Raw genomic sequence first — 19,639 nt, 5'->3', positions numbered from 1 at the left:
TGTCTAAGTATTTTATAATTCGAATGCATTATTATTTACAAAGAAAATAGAGTTCACTAAAAATAGTTTTCCATTTTCCCAGAAACTTCTAAACATTGGGTTGTCTGCCATGTAGATAAAGCTACCGCTACCCATACGTTCTTCTCCAAATACTAACGTATTACCGAGATTGTTTAGTGCATTTTTGCCAGAAAATCCTGAATATACCTTGGTGTCATTTATATGACTCACATTATAACCTCTATCCAATAGACTATAAGTGGAGCTTCCAATTTTTAATGTAAAGTAATCTTCTTCATAACCAAAAGCCATTGGATGCGTTGTGTCTACTTTACTTTTGAAGATTGCACCAGTTATCATATTATTTGAATATTGACGCTCGCGTTCAGCATACGGAATAAGATTATCAGAGGCTTCTTCACTTTCGTTTTCCTTATATTTTAAACTAAAACCATCTTTACCTGCAAAACTTCTTAAAGCGGCATCAATGGCAATAACTTTACCGCCAGAACGAACCCAATCTTTTAAAGAATTCATCATATCTTCATTAAGTATGCTACCGTAATATCCGCTAGGCATAATTAAAATGTTGTATTTATCAAGATTTGTACGGCTTAAATTATCTGTATTAATTGATGTTACTGGATATTTTAATTGCTGTTCAAAGAAATGCCATAGCGCACCATAACTTAAAGACGATGTGCCTTCTCCAGAAAGGATTGCTATTTTTTGTTTGTTAATCAACTTAATATCAGGTGAGCCAATATCTGGAGTACGTTGCGAGAAACCAGTATTGATAGTCGATAGTTGTTTGTTATGTTTTGCTGCAATGTCATTTAAGGTTACGAGCATATTTTCCATATTTGCATTATCACCTTTTGTAATAATCAACGAACCGCGTCCAAAATCTTTTCCACCAGAAGTAAAAGGTTTTTCTGTAAAACGTACTCTATAATTTGCTTTTAATAATGACGCTAAAAATTTAGCATCTTTCATCGAATTCCAATCACTAACATAACCGTACGCCTCGGACAAAGGCGAATATTTTTGCTGTTTTAATGATTTAGAACTTGCAATTTTTGTTGTACTAGCCACAGCATCCAAGCCGTAAGCATATGGCATGCTCCAAGCCGTAATATCATAGGTCAATGAATCTGACAATTTTGCATTAGGTTCAAATAATACTTTGACCATTTTACCTTTTGGTTGATTGGTATGTACAACTAATGAATTACCATCAGTATCGATGCTACCTGAAGTTCCTGTTTTAAAATTATATCCAGATGCTTTACTAGATGTAGCATTTTCATATTGGATATCATGTTTATCTAACAAAGACTTTAGGCTATTTAAGTTGTCAGGATTTCCGTTAAGGACATAACTCTTGTACTTTAAACCTCTATTGTCAAAGAATTTTCCAAACTCATCATTTAGTCTTTTTGCATTTTTAGAGGCTATTTCCACAGTAGAAAGTCCAGTTGTGGTGTGATGCGTCAATCTTTCGACTAAGGTTAAAACATGTCCTTCATCATTCAAAATTCCTAAACCAGCACGTCCATGTCCGCCTTGTTCGTAAGTCATACCGATGGCACCCATATAAGTTGGGTACGTATCTCCATAACTCGGATAAAACAAATCGAAACGTTCGCGAGTAAAAAATAGCCAACCTTCATTATCAAAATATTTAGCATGGTTTTTACCTATTTCGGTTTGGAAATCACGTTGAAAATCCGAAATTATTTCATGAAATGGTTCAGCAGCTGGCGCAAAATAGTAGGGTTCGTTAATACCTTGCTCATGAAAATCCACGTGTATATGTGGCATCCATTTATTATAGACTTTTAATCTTGAAGCTGACTCTATCTGACTTGCCCAAGCCCAATCGCGATTCAGGTCAAATAGATAGTGGTTAGGTCTTCCGCCTGGCCATGGCTCGTTATGTTCGCTGGCTTGTTGATCTATATCATAAGGCTGACTAGTCGTTTCGTTATACCAATTGACATAGCGGTCACGACCATCAGGATTTATACATGGATCTAAAATTACTACTGTGTTTTTTAACCAATCTTGTTTTTCTGTAAGAAGTTTATATAGTGTAAGCATTGACGCTTCTGTACTTGATGCTTCATTTCCATGAACATTATAACTTAACCATACAATAGCAATCTCTTGATTGATAGCTTGACCACTTAATAATCCTACATTTTTAAGATTATTTTCTCTGATATCGTTTAACCTTTTGATGTTTTCTTCACTAGAGATGTACGCTAAACTTAGTGTACGTCTCTCATAAGTTTCGCCATATTTTTCAATTTTTATTTGGTTTGGAACAGCATTAGCAACAGCTTTAAAATAGTCTAGTACTTGATGGTGTCGACTAAACTGTGTTCCTATTGGATAGCCTAAAAATTCATCTGGGCTAGGGATATTTTGAGAAAAGCTTGAAAATACAATTGAAAACGTAAGAACTGTCGAGAATAAATATTTATGCATGTGGTTGATTTTAATAAGCAATAAAGCTAGTAAAAATAAAAACTGCAATTTAGAATACTTGTTTTAGTAATCATATTAACTAAATATTAGCAGTTGTCTTTTACACTTGCAGTATATTTATGCCATAATAATAACCATTACATGCCAACCAACTGTATTTCGTTTAGAGACACAAATTACTTTTCTTCGTTGATATGCGACTATTTGGATGAAAATCCGAAGTTAAAATCGCTTTATGGTCGTTTTCCAAATCTTGAAAATTTTAAAGTTCAAATAGAAGAGAAAAGCTTATCAGTATCATCACATTCAAGAAGTATTTTAGCCAAAACTTTAAAGAGTCAATATCAAAATATTGAAGCATCTGAATTGACAATTACTAATATTGAAAGTTTAAAATCAGAGAAAACATTTACTATTACAACTGGTCATCAACTTAATTTATTTACTGGACCATTATACTTTTTGCATAAAATAGTATCGACTATTAATTTAACAAAAGAGTTAAAGGAAGCTTATCCTGATTATAATTTTGTTCCAATATATTGGATGGCTTCAGAAGATCATGATTTTGACGAGATTAATTATTTCAATTTTAGGGGTAAAAAAATCCAATGGAATAGAGAAGATGGTGGCGCAGTTGGTCGTTTTGATACAAATGGTTTAGCCGATGTTTTGGATATAGTTTCTGCAGAATTTGGCCCAGGTCGACATGCAGAACAATTAAAAAAATTGTTTCGCGACGCATATGTTAATCATAATAACCTTGCAGATGCAACACGATATTTAGCCAATACACTTTTTGCGGAATACGGTTTAGTCATTTTAGATGCAGATGATAAAGAGTTGAAGCGTCTTTTTATCCCACAAATGCAAAAAGAGTTATTAGAACAAACAGCTTATAAAACTGTATCTAAAACTAATAAAAAGATTGAAGAATTAGGATTAAACATTCAAGTTAATCCTCGTGAAATCAATTTATTCTATTTAGATAAAAATCTAAGAGAACGTATTGTTTTTGAAACTGATACATTTAAAGTGAATAACACTGATATCACTTGGACAAAAGATGAGTTGATTAAGCATCTTAATGATGAGCCTGAGCGTTTTTCGCCAAATGTAATTATCCGTCCACTTTATCAAGAGGCTATTTTACCAAACCTATGTTATATAGGTGGAGGTGGAGAACTAGCATATTGGTTTCAGTTAAAGTCTAATTTTGAAACTCAAAATGTCACATTTCCGATTCTTTTGTTGCGTAATTCTGTTTTAATTAAAACTGAAAAACAAGCAAAAAAACAGGAAGCTTTGGGTATTTCAGAATCTCACTTATTCTTAAAACGTGATAGCTTTATTAACAAACGTGTCCGAAATATATCTAATATTGATATCGATTTCTCTGAACAGTTAGAACATTTACAAAAGCAGTTTCATCATTTGTATACTTTGGCTGAGCAAACCGATAAGTCTTTTATTGGAGCGGTAGATGCACAAGTGAAAAAACAAGTCAAAGGCTTGCAACATCTCGAAAAGAGATTATTAAAAGCTCAAAAAATAAAATTAAAAGATGAAATTGAAAGAGCAACAGATTTGCAAAATCAATTATTCCCAAATAATAGCTTGCAAGAAAGAAATACTAATTTTTCTGAATCATACTTAGAATTTGGAGATGCTCTAATACCAGAGTTAATAGATTCTTTAAAACCTCTAAAAGGAGAATTTACCATTATAACGATGTAAGTTTTTTAGAGTTTAAAACACTGTTAAAAACTATTCAAAAAATCGTAATTCGTCAATCGCAAATCTGAAATCAATTACTATTTTTGTGCATGCAACACAACAAAGTCCTAATTTTAGATTTCGGGTCGCAATACACACAGCTTATTGCCCGTCGCGTTAGAGAGTTAAACATCTATTGCGAGATTCATCCATTCAATAAAATTCCAACAGATTCAGATAGTTTTAAAGCTGTCATATTATCTGGTAGTCCAAACTCTGTAAGAGGCGAAGATGTACTTCATCCAGATTTGACTAATATTCGAGGAAAAAAACCAATGCTCGCTGTTTGTTACGGCGCACAATATTTGGCTCATTTTTCTGGAGGTGAAGTCGCAGAATCTAATACAAGAGAGTATGGTCGAGCCAATCTTGGTTTCGTGAAAGAAAACGATGATTTTTTCGAAAACATCCATGAAGGTAGTCAAGTTTGGATGAGCCATAGCGATACGATTAAAAAATTACCAACTGGCGGAGTTTTGTTGGCTAGTACCGAAGATGTAGAAAATGCAGCCTTTAGAATTGAGGGTGAAGAAACATATGCTATTCAGTTTCATCCAGAAGTATACCATTCAACAGATGGACATCAATTACTGCAAAATTTTTTAGTAAAAATTGCTAAAGTTGAACAAGATTGGACACCAAATGCTTTTGTCGACGAAACAGTTGATGCATTAAAAGCACAATTAGGAAACGATAAAGTCGTTCTTGGTTTATCTGGTGGTGTAGATTCTTCTGTAGCGGCTATGTTATTACACAAAGCCATCGGAAAAAATTTGTACTGCATCTTTGTAAATAATGGCTTGTTACGTAAAAATGAGTTTGATGATGTCTTACACCAATATGAAGGTATGGGGCTTAACGTTAAAGGTGTTGATGCTTCGGCACGCTTTTTGGATGCCTTAGCAGGAAAGAGTGACCCAGAAGAAAAAAGAAAAACTATTGGGGCTATGTTCATTGAGGTTTTTGATGACGAAGCACATTTGATACAAGATGTAAAATGGTTGGCACAAGGCACGATTTATCCAGATGTTATTGAAAGTGTTTCGGCAACTGGAGGACCAAGCGCAACAATTAAGAGTCATCATAATGTTGGAGGATTACCAGATTTTATGAAGCTAAAAGTGGTAGAGCCATTAAAGGCTTTATTTAAAGATGAGGTAAGACGTGTTGGAGCAAGTATGAATATGGATAGCCAGTTATTAGGGCGTCATCCGTTTCCTGGACCTGGATTGGCAATTAGAATCCTTGGAGATCTAACACCAGAGAAAGTTCGTATATTACAAGAAGTAGATGCGATTTTTATCAATAATCTGCGCTCTTGGAATTTGTACGACAAGGTTTGGCAAGCAGGAGCAATGCTACTTCCAGTCAATAGTGTTGGTGTGATGGGAGATGAAAGAACATACGAAAAATGTGTCGCGCTAAGAGCTGTCGAAAGTACAGATGGTATGACGGCAGATTGGGTAAATTTACCATACGAGTTTTTACAAAAAACCTCGAATGAAATTATAAATAAAGTAAAAGGTGTCAATAGAGTTGTATATGATATAAGCTCAAAACCACCAGCAACTATAGAATGGGAATAGCGTTCTGTGTGCAATAATTAGTTTTAGATAATATAATATGAAGCATTTTTTAATCATCTTATTTTCCATTTTTACAATCGGTCTTAGTGCTCAAAATTACAAGACACATAAAGTAAAAGCCGGAGAAACTATTGAGAGTATTGCTAAACAATATTTAGTAACACCATTTGATATTTTAGCATTAAACCCTGATGCCAAAAATAACTTCGGAACAGATACTATGCTCATTATTCCTAATTCTAAGGTTAAGAATGTTGCTATCGAAGAAGAATCAAAAGAAGCCATAGATTATAAAAAGCATAAAGTAAAACGAAAAGAAACACTTTACGGTTTATCAAAAAAATATAATGTAACTGAAGCCGAGATTAAAAAGGCAAATCCAAGACTTTATTCAGAAAACTTACGAAAAGGTGACCGCATCAGGATTCCACGATTCAAAACAGTGGTCTCACAGCAAACCTTATCTAATACTGTAAAAAAATACGCTGTAAGACCAAAAGAAGGTAAATGGCGTATTGCTTATAAATTTGCGATAACAGTACAGGAATTAGAAGATTTAAATCCGAACATAAAAGATGTTCTTCAGCCTGGTGACGTACTTAATGTGCCTAATATTGCAAACAATGAGGAGAAAGCAACTGATACCGAGTTTAATTACTACGAGGTTTTGCCTAAAGAAGGTTTTTACAGATTAAAAATAAAGTTAGGTTTAACTCAAGAAGAGATAGAAGCTTTAAATCCAGGACTTGCAGATTCGGGTTTAAAAAGCGGTATGGTTTTAAGATTGCCAAAAGATATTGAGGTTGCTACCACTAGTCTAGATAGAGATTTTAATACTACAGATTTAAGAGATAATATAATTAATACCTCTACTAAAAAACTTGCGATTCTATTACCTTTTAATTTGCATAAAATAGATTTAGACTCAGTAGCCGAAGCAAAAGCTATCATGAAATCTGATAAAATTTTAAGTACAGCTTTAGATTTTCATTCTGGCGCATTAATGGCATTAGATTCGGCAAAATCATTAGGTATAAGCGTAGATTTAAAAGTTTTCGATACACAAAATAGAACATCACAGGTAGCTAGTATTGCAGATAGAGAAGATTTTTCTAATTATGATGCTGTTATTGGACCAATGATGACCAAAACTTTTGACCGTTTTACATCAGAGGTAAAAGGAGATGCTGTTCCGGTTTTTGCACCATTAGCAATGCCTTCAAAAGTGTCTAGTAATGTTTATCAAACTATTCCGGACAGGAAGATTCTGTCCAAAAAGATGGTTGACTATATTAAACAAGACAGTGCTAAAGTTCAGGTGGTTATTATAGCAGACCAAAAGCATAGAGCAGAAAGTAACAACCTTAAATCTCAGTTTCCAGCTGCAAAACAGCTATTTTCTGAGGTGGCAAAAAAAGGAAAAAATAAAGGTAAGGACGAATATTTTATTTACCCAACTCGTTTTGAAGGAATGTTTAAAAAAGGGAAAAATATTGTGTTTTTAGAAACTGATGACGTCTCCTTTGGTTCTAGTATTATTAGTTTGCTCAATGGGTTGTCTATAGACGATATTAAAATAATTTTGACAACTACAAATAAGAGCCGTGCTTTTGAGAGTAATGATCCTGATAATAATTATCATCTGTCTAACTTACAGTTTCATTATGCGACAATTAATAAACAGTACGATACAGATAATGAAGCCGGATTCATCAGAGACTACAAACGTAGATATGGTGTGTCTCCAAGTAAATATGCAACGCGTGGTTTTGATTTAGTATTAGATGTTTTATTACGTTTATCTGCTAACGAAGACGGTTTTGATAGCTCTGAAGAAAACTTAGAAACCGAATATATCGAGAATAAGTTCCGTTATAATAAAAAAACTTTTGGTGGTCATATCAACGAAGCCATGTATATCGTAAAGTATGACAACCTTAAGATTGTTGAGGTCAAAGAGTAATCGCTTTTGAACTTGCTTCGTGTAATAAGAAATCTTCAATAGCGTTATATTGAAAATTAAATCTTTGCTTTTGATGAAAACTCTTTTCGCTTTCTTATTAATCTCATCGTTTTGTTTTAGTCAAAATCAAGACTTAGAAACAGCTGCATGGCAAGAAGATAAACCATTGGTTTGGAAAGATTTTAAAGGCAAACCAAACCCTAATACAGATGCAGCAGCGTTAACAGCATCAGGGATTTCATTTGGGTTTTCTATAAGTAAAACAGGTAATAGGATTACGGGTTTTACAGCAGATGTCGAGTGTATATTTTATCCAACAGAGTCTTGGTACAAAATTGAAGATGCTAATGCACATATACTAAGACATGAACAATTGCATTTTGACATTACAGAATTACATGCACGTAAGTTTAGACAGCAGATAAGTCAACTCAAAGCATCATCACGATTAAGAGGTCAACTTAATAATTTGTATAAGGAAATTAGCAAAGCATCTTCGCTTATGCAGAATTTATACGACGAAGAAACAAATCACTCCATTGACAAAGTGCAACAAAAAAAGTGGGACGATTATATAGTTGCTGAGCTCAAAAAACTCGAAGATTTTAAAGCTCAATAACAAAAGATAAAAATTAAAACTAAATATTACGCTGAGCTTGTCGAAGCGTTTTTTATGCAGCCTAATAAACAAGCCTTAATAGAACTCGCTAAATACAAAATGCCCTTTGGTAAGTACAAAGACCAATACCTAGTGGATATACCAGAATTTTATTATACCTGGTTTAAACAAAAAGGCTTCCCGAAAGGAAAGCTAGGTAATATGATGCAACAGATGTATGAAATCAAAGTAAATGGGTTAGAGGAGTTGATTTATACGATACGCAGAGAGTTTTGATTTTTTAGATTCGTTTAATGATTATGAGTATAATTTAGCTGAGTGTTTCAGTAACTAAACTAGCAATGAATTATCCACGTTGTTGAAGGTTCTTTAATTCAGAGTAAATTTCATTTATATTGATTTCTCTATTTTCATTACTAGCAGTAGAGATTTTAATTTTTGAATACTTGTCAGAGATCCAAAAATAGTTTTCAAAAGAAAACCAAGAAATAGGTATATGTCTAATTTCAGATATCCTTATTTCTTTATAATTAATTATTGTCTCAGTCTTTTTTATTGATGGTCTTATTTGATTAATAATTATTTTTCCATTCTCATAGTCAAGTAAAATTCTCTCTAAGTGATTTCTGTAATTATGTTTTAGAGTTTTGAATGATTTTAATATCGCGAAGACTAATATAAAAATCAATATTTGATTAATATTCGGTTTTGTCCATGTCAGAATAGATATAAATAAACTAAATATTAAAGCTGAGATAGGAGCGTTAATAAATATGTCTTTCATTAATCTATTCAAGTTAATTTTGGTTATATAATTTTCAAATAGTGTTTTCATAGAAATTTCAAATGATGCTTCGTTGATAAAAATCCTTTTAATATTTTTTATCAGACATGACTTCGACTAGCTCAGTCTAACATAAACGAAGTTAGATGAAAAAATCTATAAAGTCAAGTATGTTACCTCCGATTAATTCATCAAAACAAACCCAAAACAATTATCAAATAAGTGGTTTTATTTCGTACATTTGCCTGCGTTTAATAGCGCAACATGACAACAAATCCAAAGTATATTTTTGTAACTGGCGGTGTAACGTCTTCTCTCGGAAAAGGCATTATAGCAGCATCTTTAGCCAAATTACTTCAGGCTCAAGGTTACAGAACGACCATTCAAAAATTAGACCCATACATTAACATAGACCCAGGTACATTAAATCCTTATGAGCATGGCGAATGTTATGTGACTGATGATGGTGCAGAAACGGATTTGGATTTAGGGCATTACGAGCGTTTTTTAAATGTGCCAACATCACAAGCCAATAATGTTACTACTGGTCGTATTTACCAAAGTGTTATTGACAAAGAGCGTCGCGGCGAGTTTTTAGGTAAAACGGTACAAGTTATTCCGCATATTACAGATGAGATAAAACACCGTATTCAGATTTTAGGTAATTCTGGTGATTACGATATTGTCATTACCGAAATTGGTGGTACTGTTGGTGATATCGAGTCTTTACCATACGTTGAGGCTGTACGTCAATTAGAATGGGATTTAGGAGAAGGTAATACCTGTGTAATTCATTTGACTCTTGTGCCATACCTATCTGCTGCGGGAGAACTAAAAACTAAGCCGACACAACATAGTGTAAAAACTTTAATGGAAAGTGGTGTACAAGCCGATATTTTGGTTTGCCGTACGGAGCACGAATTGAGTGATGGTATTAAAAATAAATTAGCACGTTTTTGTAACGTCAAAGAAGAAGCGGTAATACAATCTATTGATGCCTCTACCATATATGACGTTCCAAATTTAATGTTGGACGAAGGATTGGATAAGGTAGTTTTAAAACAACTAAAACTTACTAGTAATGCTCCGGATTTAGGTCAGTGGAATACTTTTGTAAAGCGTCATAAGAACCCTAAAAGTGAAGTTACAATCGGATTGATAGGAAAGTATGTAGAGCTTCAAGATTCTTACAAATCTATTTTAGAAGCATTTATACATGCAGGTGCTGAGAACGAAGTAAAGGTCAATGTAGAGTCGATACACTCAGAATATTTGTCTGCAACTGACGTTAAAGAAAAACTTGGGCATTTAGACGGTATTTTGGTGGCGCCAGGATTTGGTGAACGCGGTATCGAAGGGAAAATAGATGCTGTGCGTTATGTCAGAGAAAATAACATTCCGTTTTTAGGAATTTGTTTAGGTATGCAAATGGCAGTCATAGAGTATTCTCGAAATGTTTTGGGTCTTAAAGATGCTAATTCTACCGAGATGAATGAAAATACACCACATCCAGTAATAGATTTGATGGAATCACAAAAGGATGTTGTAAATAAAGGTGGCACGATGCGTTTGGGGTCATGGGATTGTAAACTAGATAGTGATAGTTTGGCCTACAAATCTTATGGTCATACCGAAATTAAAGAGCGTCATAGACACCGTTTTGAATTTAATAACGATTATAAATCTCAAATTGAAGGAGCTGGACTTAAAGCCGCAGGTTTAAACCCTGGAACTGGTTTGGTAGAAATTGTCGAAATCCCAACTCATAATTGGTTTGTTGGTGTACAATACCATCCTGAATATAAGAGTACGGTTGCTAATCCGCATCCGCTTTTTGTATCTTTTGTAGCAGCAGCTTTAGATTATAAGACAAAAAAATAGTGTCAGTTTGGCACAAGTAAGATTTTTGGATAGCTTTTTGGGTTATGCAATACAACTAATCAATATAGCGTCGCTCTTGCGACATAACACATATGGAAGAAAAGAAATTTGACATTAACTCAATCATAGGATTTGTACTCCTTTTTGGAATTATGCTTTGGTATTTTTGGCAAAACCAGCCAACACCAGAAGAGTTAGAAGCACAAAAACAAGCAGAGACAGAAAAAATTGAAGCTGACAAGAAGGCAAAAGAAGTAGAACAAGCTTTAACAACTAAAGTGACAACTTCTGAAGATTACTCTAATGCTTCTGCAACTGATTCTTTACAGCGCGTTGCACTTCAGAATAAGTTAGGGTCGTTTGCGTATGCATCAACACTACCATCAGCTACAGATGCCACAACAGATGTAGAGACTGAGCTTTTGGCATTAAAATTTAATAACAAAGGTGGTCACCTATCGGAAGTAAGACTTAAACCATTTGTTGACCATAATGATGAACCAATTTATTTGGTGAAAGACGGTAATACTAATTTCAATATTAATTTTGCAACGACAGACAACCGTATTTTAAATACTGAAAGTTTATACTTTCAGCCTAGTGTTACCAAAAGCGGAGATAACACTATTGTTTCGATGAAATTAAAGGTGTCTGAGTCTCAATATTTAGAGTATAGATATGAGTTAAAGCCTAATGATTATATGATTGATTTGTCAATCAAATCTCAAGGTTTAGACAATGTAGTCAATAGCTCTCAAGAGATGAGCTTAGATTGGAAACTCAAAGGTTACAGTCATGACCAAAGTATTACTTACGAAAACAGATATACACGCTTAACTTACCAACACGATGGCGATAAAATAGATAAGCTTGCTCAGATGAAAGACGATGAAGAAGTGGTTTCTGATGTCGCTTGGTTATCCTATAGACAACACTTTTTTAGTAGCATTTTAGTTCCAGATTCTCCATTAAAATTGGTAAATATGTCTTCTAAAGACTTGGTTTTAGATGAAGAAGTAGATTCTGTTTACACAAAATTATACGCATCTAAGTTTCCATTAAATTTAAGCGGTGGCAATTTTGACACATCAATGGGATTATATTATGGTCCAACAGATGCTAAAGTTCTGAAAGAATACGATAAAAATCTAGAAGAAAGTATACCATTTGGTTGGGGTATTTTTGGATGGATTAACAAAACTATTTTTATTCCATTATTTGGCTTTTTAAGTGGTTTCTTACCTTATGGTATTGCTATTATAGTGATGACTATTTTGGTGAAGATTGTATTATCTTTTGTACAGTATAAGCAGTTTTTGTCTCAAGCAAAAATGAAAATTTTAAAGCCGGAATTAGATGCTATTAGAGCAAAGCATAAAGACAATAAGCTAAAAGCACAGCAAGAAACAATGGCACTACAAAGCAAAGCAGGTGCAAGTCCGCTGAGTGGTTGTTTACCAGGTTTAATGCAGATACCAGTATTTTACGCCTTGTTTATGTTCTTCCCAACGGCATTTGATTTACGTCAAAAAAGTTTTCTTTGGGCTGATGATTTAAGTTCTTATGATTCTGTATTAGATTTAGGCTTTAATATTCCATTTTATGGAGATCATGTAAGTTTATTTCCAATATTAGCTGCTATTGCCATTTTCTTCTACATGAAAATGACAACAGGTCAGCAAATGGCAAACCAACCAACTCAAGAAGGTATGCCAGATATGAGTAAAATGATGAAGTATATGATATACTTTTCGCCACTATTAATGTTAGTATTCTTTAATAATTATGCTTCAGGATTGAGTTTATATTACTTTATCTCTAACCTAATTAGTATTGGTATTATGTTAGTTATTAAAAACTACATCATCGATGAAGAAAAAGTATTAGCTAAGATTCAGGTTAGTAAGAGCAAACCTAAAAAGCAGAATCGTTTCCAGAAAAAAATGGCTGATATGATGGAGCAGGCAGAGCAACAAAAGCAAATGCAGCAACGTAATAAGAAAAAGTAATTTGCCATTTAATAAAAATAAAAAAGCCACAACATCTGTTGTGGCTTTTTTATTTTTATTAATCTATTCCAATTGACCTATAGTGCTATTTATTTCTGAATTTAATGTACCGATTTTAAAGTCGTATTTGTTTGTGTCTTCGTTAATAGCCTTTCTTGTTAGTGAAAATAGTTCAAGTCGTAATTCCGAATACTTCAAAAGAATTTTATTATTTTCTAATAAATCAGATGGTAAGCCTTCAATAGTCTTAATTTCATTTATTATTTTGATATTGTCTTCCCATGCTGGTATAACTTTATTATCTAATTCTTTTAAAAGAGATATTCTTCCTTTTCTTTCAATATTATTATAAAATTCTAGAGACTCTTCTTCATTAGTAGAAAATGCAGAAATTTTTGTGTCATAAATATCTTATGCTGGATTATTAGAATCTATATAGATATAACTAAAAATACCAGCAGAAATAATTAAAAGACAAATTAAACCTATTCCACTTGCCCTCCAACCAGAAAAGAAAGACTTATCGTTTTCTTCATGTTTTTTAAGAAATTCTCCCTGAGACCATTCTACATAAAACCAAATAAGTCCAGTGTAAATTATGGGGATTATAGAATTAGGTACTTTACTCATTACTTTTTCTGGTATTGAGAATATTGTTGTAAAAAGTATTAAAGTTGCTATTACTCCAATTATTTTAGATTTAAGACCTTTATCTCTTTCGCCTAATGCCTTAAAATTTTCTCCTATTAAATATCCAGCTGCTAATGGTCCACCAAAAAAGGTAGCAAGAGTAATAGATTTTGTTTTGTAAAGTTTTTTTGTAGTTAATTCTTTATTGGAGTCTGTCATTTGTAATACTAATAGTTTAGATAAATATAATACAAAAGAAAAGCCTTCCCGAGGAGGAAGGCTTTTACTAACTAAATCAATCAATATAAAAATGAGGTAATCAGCCTCGATTTTCCGAATTTAAGATGCTGGTAATAAAACAGCATTTACAACGTGTATTACACCGTTTGATGTTTGTACATCTACAGCAATAATTCCTGCGTCGTTTCCGGCACCATCAACAACATCTGCGATGTTGCCATTTGTACCAGGTAGTGTTATGTCTATTGTTTGTCCTTGTAAAGTTGTTGGGCTTGTAGTACCTGTTTGGTTTAAATCACCAGACTGTACGTTTTGTGCAGCCAATACATGATGAGCCAGTACAGCATTTAATAAATCATCATCAATATCTGCAGGTGTATTCCACATCATGTTAGAGTCCAATAATGCTTGAAATGCTGCATTTGTTGGAGCAAATACTGTAAATGGAGCCGGAGTTGTACCATTGGCAGTTGATAGTGTAGCTATATACATTGGATTAGCAGAACTACCATCAGCCTCTAATAATGATGCCACTAAGCTTCCAAATTCTGGATTAGCTAATGCCATATCGACTACAGTTGGTAAAGCTAATACCTTATCAATACCGTGTATAATACCGTTATCAGCTTGTTGGTTTGCTTCAGCTAAAACAACGTTTGCACCAGCAGTAGTTGTTGTACCTCCATTTATTTCAAAAGCTCCGTTATTGTTTCTTGCATATATACTCAAATTGTTATTTCCTGGGGCATCAGCTCCAGTATTTGCATATATTCCAGTTGCAGTAATGGCTGATGAAGGAACTTCAGTGCCTATGATTACATGGTTTAATAGTATTTGTCTAACTAATTCTTCTTCAGCAGTAGATAAATTAGCTAAATCTAATCCTGTTGCATTTAATAAATCAGTAAAAGCATCATTTGAAGGTGCAAATACTGTGTAAGCGCCATCTAATTGAAGTGTAGTTACTAAATCAGTTGCTTGTAATGCAGCTGCAAGTGATGTGTATCCGTTTGCGACAGCTAAGTCTACTACAGTAGTTCTTGTAGGAGTGTTGTCATCATCGTCGCTACATCCAGTAATTCCTAAAACCAATAAAAATACTGTTAATAACTTGAAAGTTTTTGAAATAATTTTCATTTTTTTGAGTTTTTAAATTAATAATTCTTGTTCATGATTGTTCAGCAAAAATATAAAATGATTAAACAAAACATACTTCTGGCTATTTTTTTTACAATAACTTTAACATCGGTATCGTCTCAGAATGAAGTTAATAAGTTCGATGAAAATGGTAAAAGACACGGTATTTGGAAGAAAAACTACCCAAATACTGACCAAGTTCGGTATCAAGGTAAATTTAATCATGGAAAAGAAATAGATACTTTTAAGTATTATAAACTCAAAAGAAAGAAAAGTGTCTTGAGTGCTGTAAAAGTTTTTAATCTCAAAGACAATAAGGCAAATGTTACTTTTATGACTTCTAATGGCAATGTCATTAGTAAGGGTAACATGAATGGTAAAAAGTTTATCGGTCAATGGCTGTTTTTTCATAAAAACTCTGATGTTGTTATGATTGAAGAAAGCTACAATCCAAATGGTCAGTTAGAAGGTAATCGAAAAGTTTTCTTTATTAATGGAGTATTAGCTGAAGAAGCACAATACAAAGGCGGAATGAAAAATGGAGTACTAAAAATTTATTCTGAGTCTAATAAAGTTTTACAAGAGTCCTTTTATAAAAATGATAAGTTAGACGGCAAAACAACATACTTCGATTTGGATGGTAATCTTGAAGCTGTTGGGAGCTTTAAAGTTAATCTAAAAACTGGTAATTGGGAATATTTCAAGAATGGAAAACTAGTTAGAAAAGTAGACCATGATGACAATAAGGTTCTCTTTAAAAAGCAATAGATTATATCAATACATTAGATTCATCTTTCCAATACAATAACTGCCCATTATGGGCATTTATTTTTTAAATTTGCACCACTTTAAGTTATAGATTATAATGAATAATAAACGTGTCATAGTAGGCCTTTCTGGAGGCGTAGATTCAAGTGTAGCAGCATACCTTCTAAAAGAACAAGGTTATGAGGTCATTGGGTTATTTATGAAAAATTGGCATGACGATTCTGTAACTATTTCTGATGAATGTCCATGGTTAGAAGATAGCAATGACGCTATGTTAGTGGCAGATAAGTTAGGTATACCTTTTCAAACAGTTGATTTAAGTGTGCAATACAAAGAACGCATTGTAGATTACATCTTTAAAGAATACGAAAACGGACGCACACCAAACCCAGACGTATTATGTAATCGCGAAATTAAATTTGATGTCTTTATGGATATCGCCTTAGAATTGGGAGCTGATTATGTGGCAACCGGACATTATTGCCGTAAAGCAACGATTGAAAAAAGTGGAGAAAAAGTACATCAATTATTATCAGGTGTTGATAACAATAAGGACCAATCTTATTTTTTGTGTCAGTTATCGCAAGCTCAACTCGCAAAGGCTTTATTTCCAATAGGAGAGTTAACTAAGCCCGAGGTTAGAGAAATTGCAAAAACGCAAGATTTAATAACAGCCGATAAAAAAGATTCTCAAGGACTTTGTTTTATTGGAAAAGTAAGACTTCCAGAGTTTTTACAACAAAAATTAAAGCCAAAAGAAGGTGTTATTATCGAAATTCCAGAAAATTTAGAAGCATACCATAAATCTATTCCTCGCTTTGATTCTAAAGAGAGTGAGCTCGCTTTTCATGCTAATAAAATACAGTATTCTACTTCTGACGGTAAAGTTGTTGGTAAGCATCAAGGCGCACATTATTTTACCAAAGGACAACGCAAAGGTTTGGCAGTTGGTGGAACTGTAGAGCCTCTTTTTGTAATAGATACCGATGTCAACGAAAATGTTATTTACACAGGGCAAGGAAATAAACATCCTGGATTATACCGTTCTGTTTTATTTGTAAAAAATGAAGAGTTACATTGGGTTCGTGAAGATTTACAATTATCAGATGGCGAAAACATGCAAGTCAAAGCTCGTATTCGTTATCGTCAAGTTTTAGAAAATGCTACACTTCACAAAGTAGCATCAGGTTTATATGTTGAATTTGAAAATAAACAATCCGCAATTACAGAAGGACAATTTGTAGCTTGGTATCTAGATGACGAATTAATTGGTTCGGGTGTTATTTCATAATATTTCAAGCTTATAATTTAATACGATACTGAGCTTGTCGAAGTATCTTTTCCTTAACTTTATGCCATTAAATAATCAAATTAATGGCAAATAAAATCACTGAACTTTTTAATATAAAATATCCAATCATTCAAGCTGGTATGATTTGGAATAGTGGCTGGCGTTTAGCTTCTGCTGCTAGTAATTCAGGAATATTAGGTCTTATTGGTGCAGGTTCAATGTACCCAGATGTCTTACGAGAACATATTCAAAAATGTAAAGTAGCAACAGATAAACCTTTTGGAGTCAATGTACCTATGCTATATCCAAATATTGAAGAGATTATGGATATCATTCTAGAAGAAGGCGTCAAGATTGTTTTTACTTCTGCGGGCAATCCAAAGACATGGACCAAGTGGTTACAGGATAGAGGTATAACTGTTGTTCATGTGGTAAGCAGTGTCAAATTTGCACTTAAGGCAGAAGCAGCAGGTGTGGATGCTATAGTTGCAGAAGGTTTTGAAGCTGGTGGTCACAATGGCCGTGACGAAACAACAACACTGACATTAATTCCAATGGTAAAAGAGCAGTTAAGTATTCCGCTTATTGCAGCTGGTGGTATTGCTACTGGTAAAGCTATGTTAGCTACTATGATTTTAGGAGCAGATGGCGTACAAGTTGGAAGTCGTTTTGTCGCTAGTGACGAATCTTCTGCGCACAAAGCTTTTAAGGAAGTTGTTGTTGATGCTAAAGAAGGTGATACGCAGCTGACCTTAAAAGAATTAGCGCCAGTACGTTTGATAAAAAATAAATTCTATAATGAGGTTCAAGAATTATATAAGACTGGACCAACACCAGAGCAACTAAAAGAATTACTTGGGCGTGCACGCGCCAAACGGGGTATGTTTGAAGGCGATTTAGAAGATGGTGAATTGGAGATTGGTCAAATTGCAGGATTAATTCATGATATAAAACCTGTTTCTAAAATTGTTGAGGAAATGGTTGCTGAATTTGAGGAGGCTAAGAAGTGTATTGCTATTCTGTAATATAAATAGATTTATAATGCGTATTTTTCTAAAAGCAAAACTGCTACTTTTGCGCCATGGTTTTAAGCAACTACACCAAAGAATTTTCATACAACTTAAAGTTAGCAACACCAGTGATTTTGGGTATGCTTGGTCATACGTTTGTCAGTTTCGTGGATAACGTTATGGTAGGTCAATTGGGTGCTGCAGAATTAGCAGCAGTATCTTTGGGTAATAGTTTTATTTTTATTGCTATGTCAATTGGTATCGGTTTTTCAACTGCAATTACACCATTAGTAGCAGAAGCAGATACCGAAGGAAATTTTGAGAAAGGAAAATCAGCCTTCAAACACGGCTTATTTTTATGTACACTTTTATCACTTATACTTTTTGTATTACTATTATTTGCCAAGCCCCTAATGTACATTATGGATCAACCTGAAGAAGTGGTTGTTCTGGCATTACCTTATTTAGATTTGGTTGCTTTTTCATTAGTGCCATTAATTATTTTTCAAGCATTTAAGCAGTTTAGTGATGGTATGTCCTTGACAAAATATCCGATGTATGCTACTATAATTGCTAATGTGTTAAATGTAATAATCAATTATATATTGATTTTTGGAAAGTTTGGTTTTCCTCAAATGGGAATTGTTGGAGCAGCAGTTGGAACATTAGTGTCACGTTTTGTAATGCTATTTTATTTATGGTTTTTATTGTCTAAGCGTGAAAAATCTAGACTTTATGTTACTGGGATAAATTTCTTCACATTAACAAAGCAAGCTCTGAAAAAACTTACCAATTTAGGCTTGCCAAGTGCTATGCAAATGTTTTTTGAAGTAGGAATATTTACTGCAGCTATTTGGCTTAGCGGAACATTAGGTCGAAACGCTCAAGCAGCTAATCAGATAGCGCTTAACTTATCTTCAATGACATTTATGGTTGCTATGGGATTAAGTGTAGCGGCAATGATTCGTGTAGGAAATCAAAAAGGACTTAAGGATTTTAAAGCCTTAAAAAGAATAGCCGAATCTATATTTTTCCTAGGTTTTATTTTCGCTGTAATATTTGCTTTGGTCTTTGTAATCTTTAATAGTATGCTGCCTAATCTGTATGTAGATTTTGATGACCCAGTTAACGCTTTGGATACTGCTGAAGTTGTTAAAATTGCTGCGACTTTATTATTAGCTGCTGCTGTATTCCAAATTACAGACAGTTTACAAGTTATAGTTTTAGGAGCGTTACGTGGACTTCAAGACGTTTATATACCAACTATAATAACTTTTATTGCTTATTGGTTAATAGGTTTTCCTATTAGTTATTTTTTAGGAAAGGCAGACGCTTATGGTAGCTTGGGTATATGGATTGGATTATTAGCAGGATTAACTTCTGCAGCGATTTTATTATACATAAGGTTTGTATATTTGACAAAGCGTTTAATATTAAAAAACGTAAATTAAA

At 33.5% G+C, this 19,639-nt stretch carries 15 protein-coding genes; 11 read left to right on the top strand and 4 right to left on the bottom strand.

What is annotated here, in order from left to right; genetic code table 11:
• Positions 1–12 precede the first annotated feature (12 nt).
• Positions 13–2,493: a M14 family metallopeptidase gene (locus BTO05_RS04835; protein ID WP_087491572.1), complete on the bottom strand. Its 2,481-nt coding sequence runs from the start codon at positions 2,491–2,493 to the stop codon at positions 13–15.
• A 141-nt stretch (positions 2,494–2,634) separates the two neighbouring features.
• On the opposite strand from BTO05_RS04835, the gene bshC reads away from it, so the two are divergent.
• The 5 genes from bshC (at position 2,635) to BTO05_RS04810 (ending at position 8,713) form a co-directional block, all read left to right on the top strand.
• Complete coding sequence (gene bshC / locus BTO05_RS04830; RefSeq protein WP_087491571.1) at positions 2,635–4,230, top strand: bacillithiol biosynthesis cysteine-adding enzyme BshC; 1,596 nt, start codon at positions 2,635–2,637, stop codon at positions 4,228–4,230.
• 89 nt (positions 4,231–4,319) lie between these two features.
• Positions 4,320–5,855, top strand: a complete 1,536-nt coding sequence (gene guaA, locus BTO05_RS04825) for a glutamine-hydrolyzing GMP synthase (RefSeq protein ID WP_087491570.1) — start codon at positions 4,320–4,322, stop codon at positions 5,853–5,855.
• Between the two features lie 37 nt (positions 5,856–5,892).
• Positions 5,893–7,818: a LysM peptidoglycan-binding domain-containing protein gene (locus tag BTO05_RS04820; RefSeq protein ID WP_087491569.1), complete on the top strand. Its 1,926-nt coding sequence runs from the start codon at positions 5,893–5,895 to the stop codon at positions 7,816–7,818.
• A gap of 73 nt (positions 7,819–7,891) precedes the next feature.
• Positions 7,892–8,437, top strand: coding sequence for a DUF922 domain-containing protein (locus BTO05_RS04815; protein WP_087491568.1), 546 nt, complete (start codon positions 7,892–7,894; stop codon positions 8,435–8,437).
• 54 nt (positions 8,438–8,491) lie between these two features.
• Entirely contained in the window at positions 8,492–8,713 is a 222-nt protein-coding gene (locus BTO05_RS04810) for a DUF3820 family protein (RefSeq protein WP_087491567.1), read from the top strand.
• 70 nt (positions 8,714–8,783) lie between these two features.
• Here BTO05_RS04810 and BTO05_RS04805 read toward each other — a convergent pair whose 3' ends face one another.
• Positions 8,784–9,221 (bottom strand): hypothetical protein, encoded by a 438-nt coding sequence (locus tag BTO05_RS04805; RefSeq protein ID WP_157662541.1) that lies wholly within the window; start codon positions 9,219–9,221, stop codon positions 8,784–8,786.
• A gap of 264 nt (positions 9,222–9,485) precedes the next feature.
• Between BTO05_RS04805 and BTO05_RS04800 the strand changes: the two genes are divergently transcribed.
• Positions 9,486–11,102, top strand: a complete 1,617-nt coding sequence (locus tag BTO05_RS04800) for a CTP synthase (RefSeq protein WP_087491565.1) — start codon at positions 9,486–9,488, stop codon at positions 11,100–11,102.
• Positions 11,103–11,194: 92 nt separating this feature from the next.
• On the top strand, positions 11,195–13,111 hold the full coding sequence (gene yidC / locus BTO05_RS04795; protein ID WP_087491564.1) for a membrane protein insertase YidC: 1,917 nt from the start codon (positions 11,195–11,197) through the stop codon (positions 13,109–13,111).
• Positions 13,112–13,522: 411 nt separating this feature from the next.
• On the opposite strand, the gene BTO05_RS04790 is transcribed toward yidC, so the two are convergent.
• Entirely contained in the window at positions 13,523–13,960 is a 438-nt protein-coding gene (locus BTO05_RS04790; RefSeq protein ID WP_087491563.1) for a hypothetical protein, read from the bottom strand.
• 120 nt (positions 13,961–14,080) lie between these two features.
• Complete coding sequence (locus BTO05_RS04785; RefSeq protein ID WP_087491562.1) at positions 14,081–15,118, bottom strand: fasciclin domain-containing protein; 1,038 nt, start codon at positions 15,116–15,118, stop codon at positions 14,081–14,083.
• 57 nt (positions 15,119–15,175) lie between these two features.
• Between BTO05_RS04785 and BTO05_RS04780 the strand changes: the two genes are divergently transcribed.
• The 4 genes from BTO05_RS04780 (at position 15,176) to BTO05_RS04765 (ending at position 19,638) form a co-directional block, all read left to right on the top strand.
• On the top strand, positions 15,176–15,886 hold the full coding sequence (locus tag BTO05_RS04780) for a toxin-antitoxin system YwqK family antitoxin (RefSeq protein WP_087493294.1): 711 nt from the start codon (positions 15,176–15,178) through the stop codon (positions 15,884–15,886).
• 97 nt (positions 15,887–15,983) lie between these two features.
• The gene (gene mnmA, locus BTO05_RS04775; protein ID WP_087491561.1) at positions 15,984–17,177 is read left to right on the top strand and encodes a tRNA 2-thiouridine(34) synthase MnmA; all 1,194 of its coding nucleotides are present in this window, start codon (positions 15,984–15,986) and stop codon (positions 17,175–17,177) included.
• 83 nt (positions 17,178–17,260) lie between these two features.
• A complete protein-coding gene (locus BTO05_RS04770) occupies positions 17,261–18,202 on the top strand; it encodes an NAD(P)H-dependent flavin oxidoreductase (RefSeq protein ID WP_087491560.1) in 942 nt (313 codons plus the stop codon).
• Between the two features lie 56 nt (positions 18,203–18,258).
• Complete coding sequence (locus BTO05_RS04765; protein WP_087491559.1) at positions 18,259–19,638, top strand: MATE family efflux transporter; 1,380 nt, start codon at positions 18,259–18,261, stop codon at positions 19,636–19,638.
• The last annotated feature ends 1 nt before the right edge of the window (position 19,639 follow it).

It is taken from the genome of Winogradskyella sp. PC-19, from assembly GCF_002163855.1.
In the GTDB taxonomy this organism is placed as follows: Bacteria; Bacteroidota; Bacteroidia; order Flavobacteriales; family Flavobacteriaceae; genus Winogradskyella.
Note: the sequence above shows the minus strand (reverse complement) of the source record. Positions and strands in the feature narration are given on the sequence as shown.

Excerpts from the sequence above, each read along its gene's own strand:
- bshC (WP_087491571.1), top strand. The coding sequence starts at position 2,635 with ATGCCAACCAACTGTATTTCGTTTAGAGACACAAATTACTTTTCTTCG.
- guaA (WP_087491570.1), top strand. The coding sequence starts at position 4,320 with ATGCAACACAACAAAGTCCTAATTTTAGATTTCGGGTCGCAATACACA.
- mnmA (WP_087491561.1), top strand. The coding sequence starts at position 15,984 with ATGAATAATAAACGTGTCATAGTAGGCCTTTCTGGAGGCGTAGATTCA.
- BTO05_RS04835 (WP_087491572.1), bottom strand. The coding sequence starts at position 2,493 with ATGCATAAATATTTATTCTCGACAGTTCTTACGTTTTCAATTGTATTT.
- BTO05_RS04785 (WP_087491562.1), bottom strand. The coding sequence starts at position 15,118 with ATGAAAATTATTTCAAAAACTTTCAAGTTATTAACAGTATTTTTATTG.
- BTO05_RS04800 (WP_087491565.1), top strand. The coding sequence starts at position 9,486 with ATGACAACAAATCCAAAGTATATTTTTGTAACTGGCGGTGTAACGTCT.
- BTO05_RS04770 (WP_087491560.1), top strand. The coding sequence starts at position 17,261 with ATGGCAAATAAAATCACTGAACTTTTTAATATAAAATATCCAATCATT.
- BTO05_RS04780 (WP_087493294.1), top strand. The coding sequence starts at position 15,176 with ATGATTAAACAAAACATACTTCTGGCTATTTTTTTTACAATAACTTTA.
- BTO05_RS04815 (WP_087491568.1), top strand. The coding sequence starts at position 7,892 with ATGAAAACTCTTTTCGCTTTCTTATTAATCTCATCGTTTTGTTTTAGT.
- BTO05_RS04765 (WP_087491559.1), top strand. The coding sequence starts at position 18,259 with ATGGTTTTAAGCAACTACACCAAAGAATTTTCATACAACTTAAAGTTA.
- BTO05_RS04805 (WP_157662541.1), bottom strand. The coding sequence starts at position 9,221 with ATGAAAGACATATTTATTAACGCTCCTATCTCAGCTTTAATATTTAGT.
- yidC (WP_087491564.1), top strand. The coding sequence starts at position 11,195 with ATGGAAGAAAAGAAATTTGACATTAACTCAATCATAGGATTTGTACTC.
- BTO05_RS04810 (WP_087491567.1), top strand. The coding sequence starts at position 8,492 with ATGCAGCCTAATAAACAAGCCTTAATAGAACTCGCTAAATACAAAATG.
- BTO05_RS04790 (WP_087491563.1), bottom strand. The coding sequence starts at position 13,960 with ATGACAGACTCCAATAAAGAATTAACTACAAAAAAACTTTACAAAACA.
- BTO05_RS04820 (WP_087491569.1), top strand. The coding sequence starts at position 5,893 with ATGAAGCATTTTTTAATCATCTTATTTTCCATTTTTACAATCGGTCTT.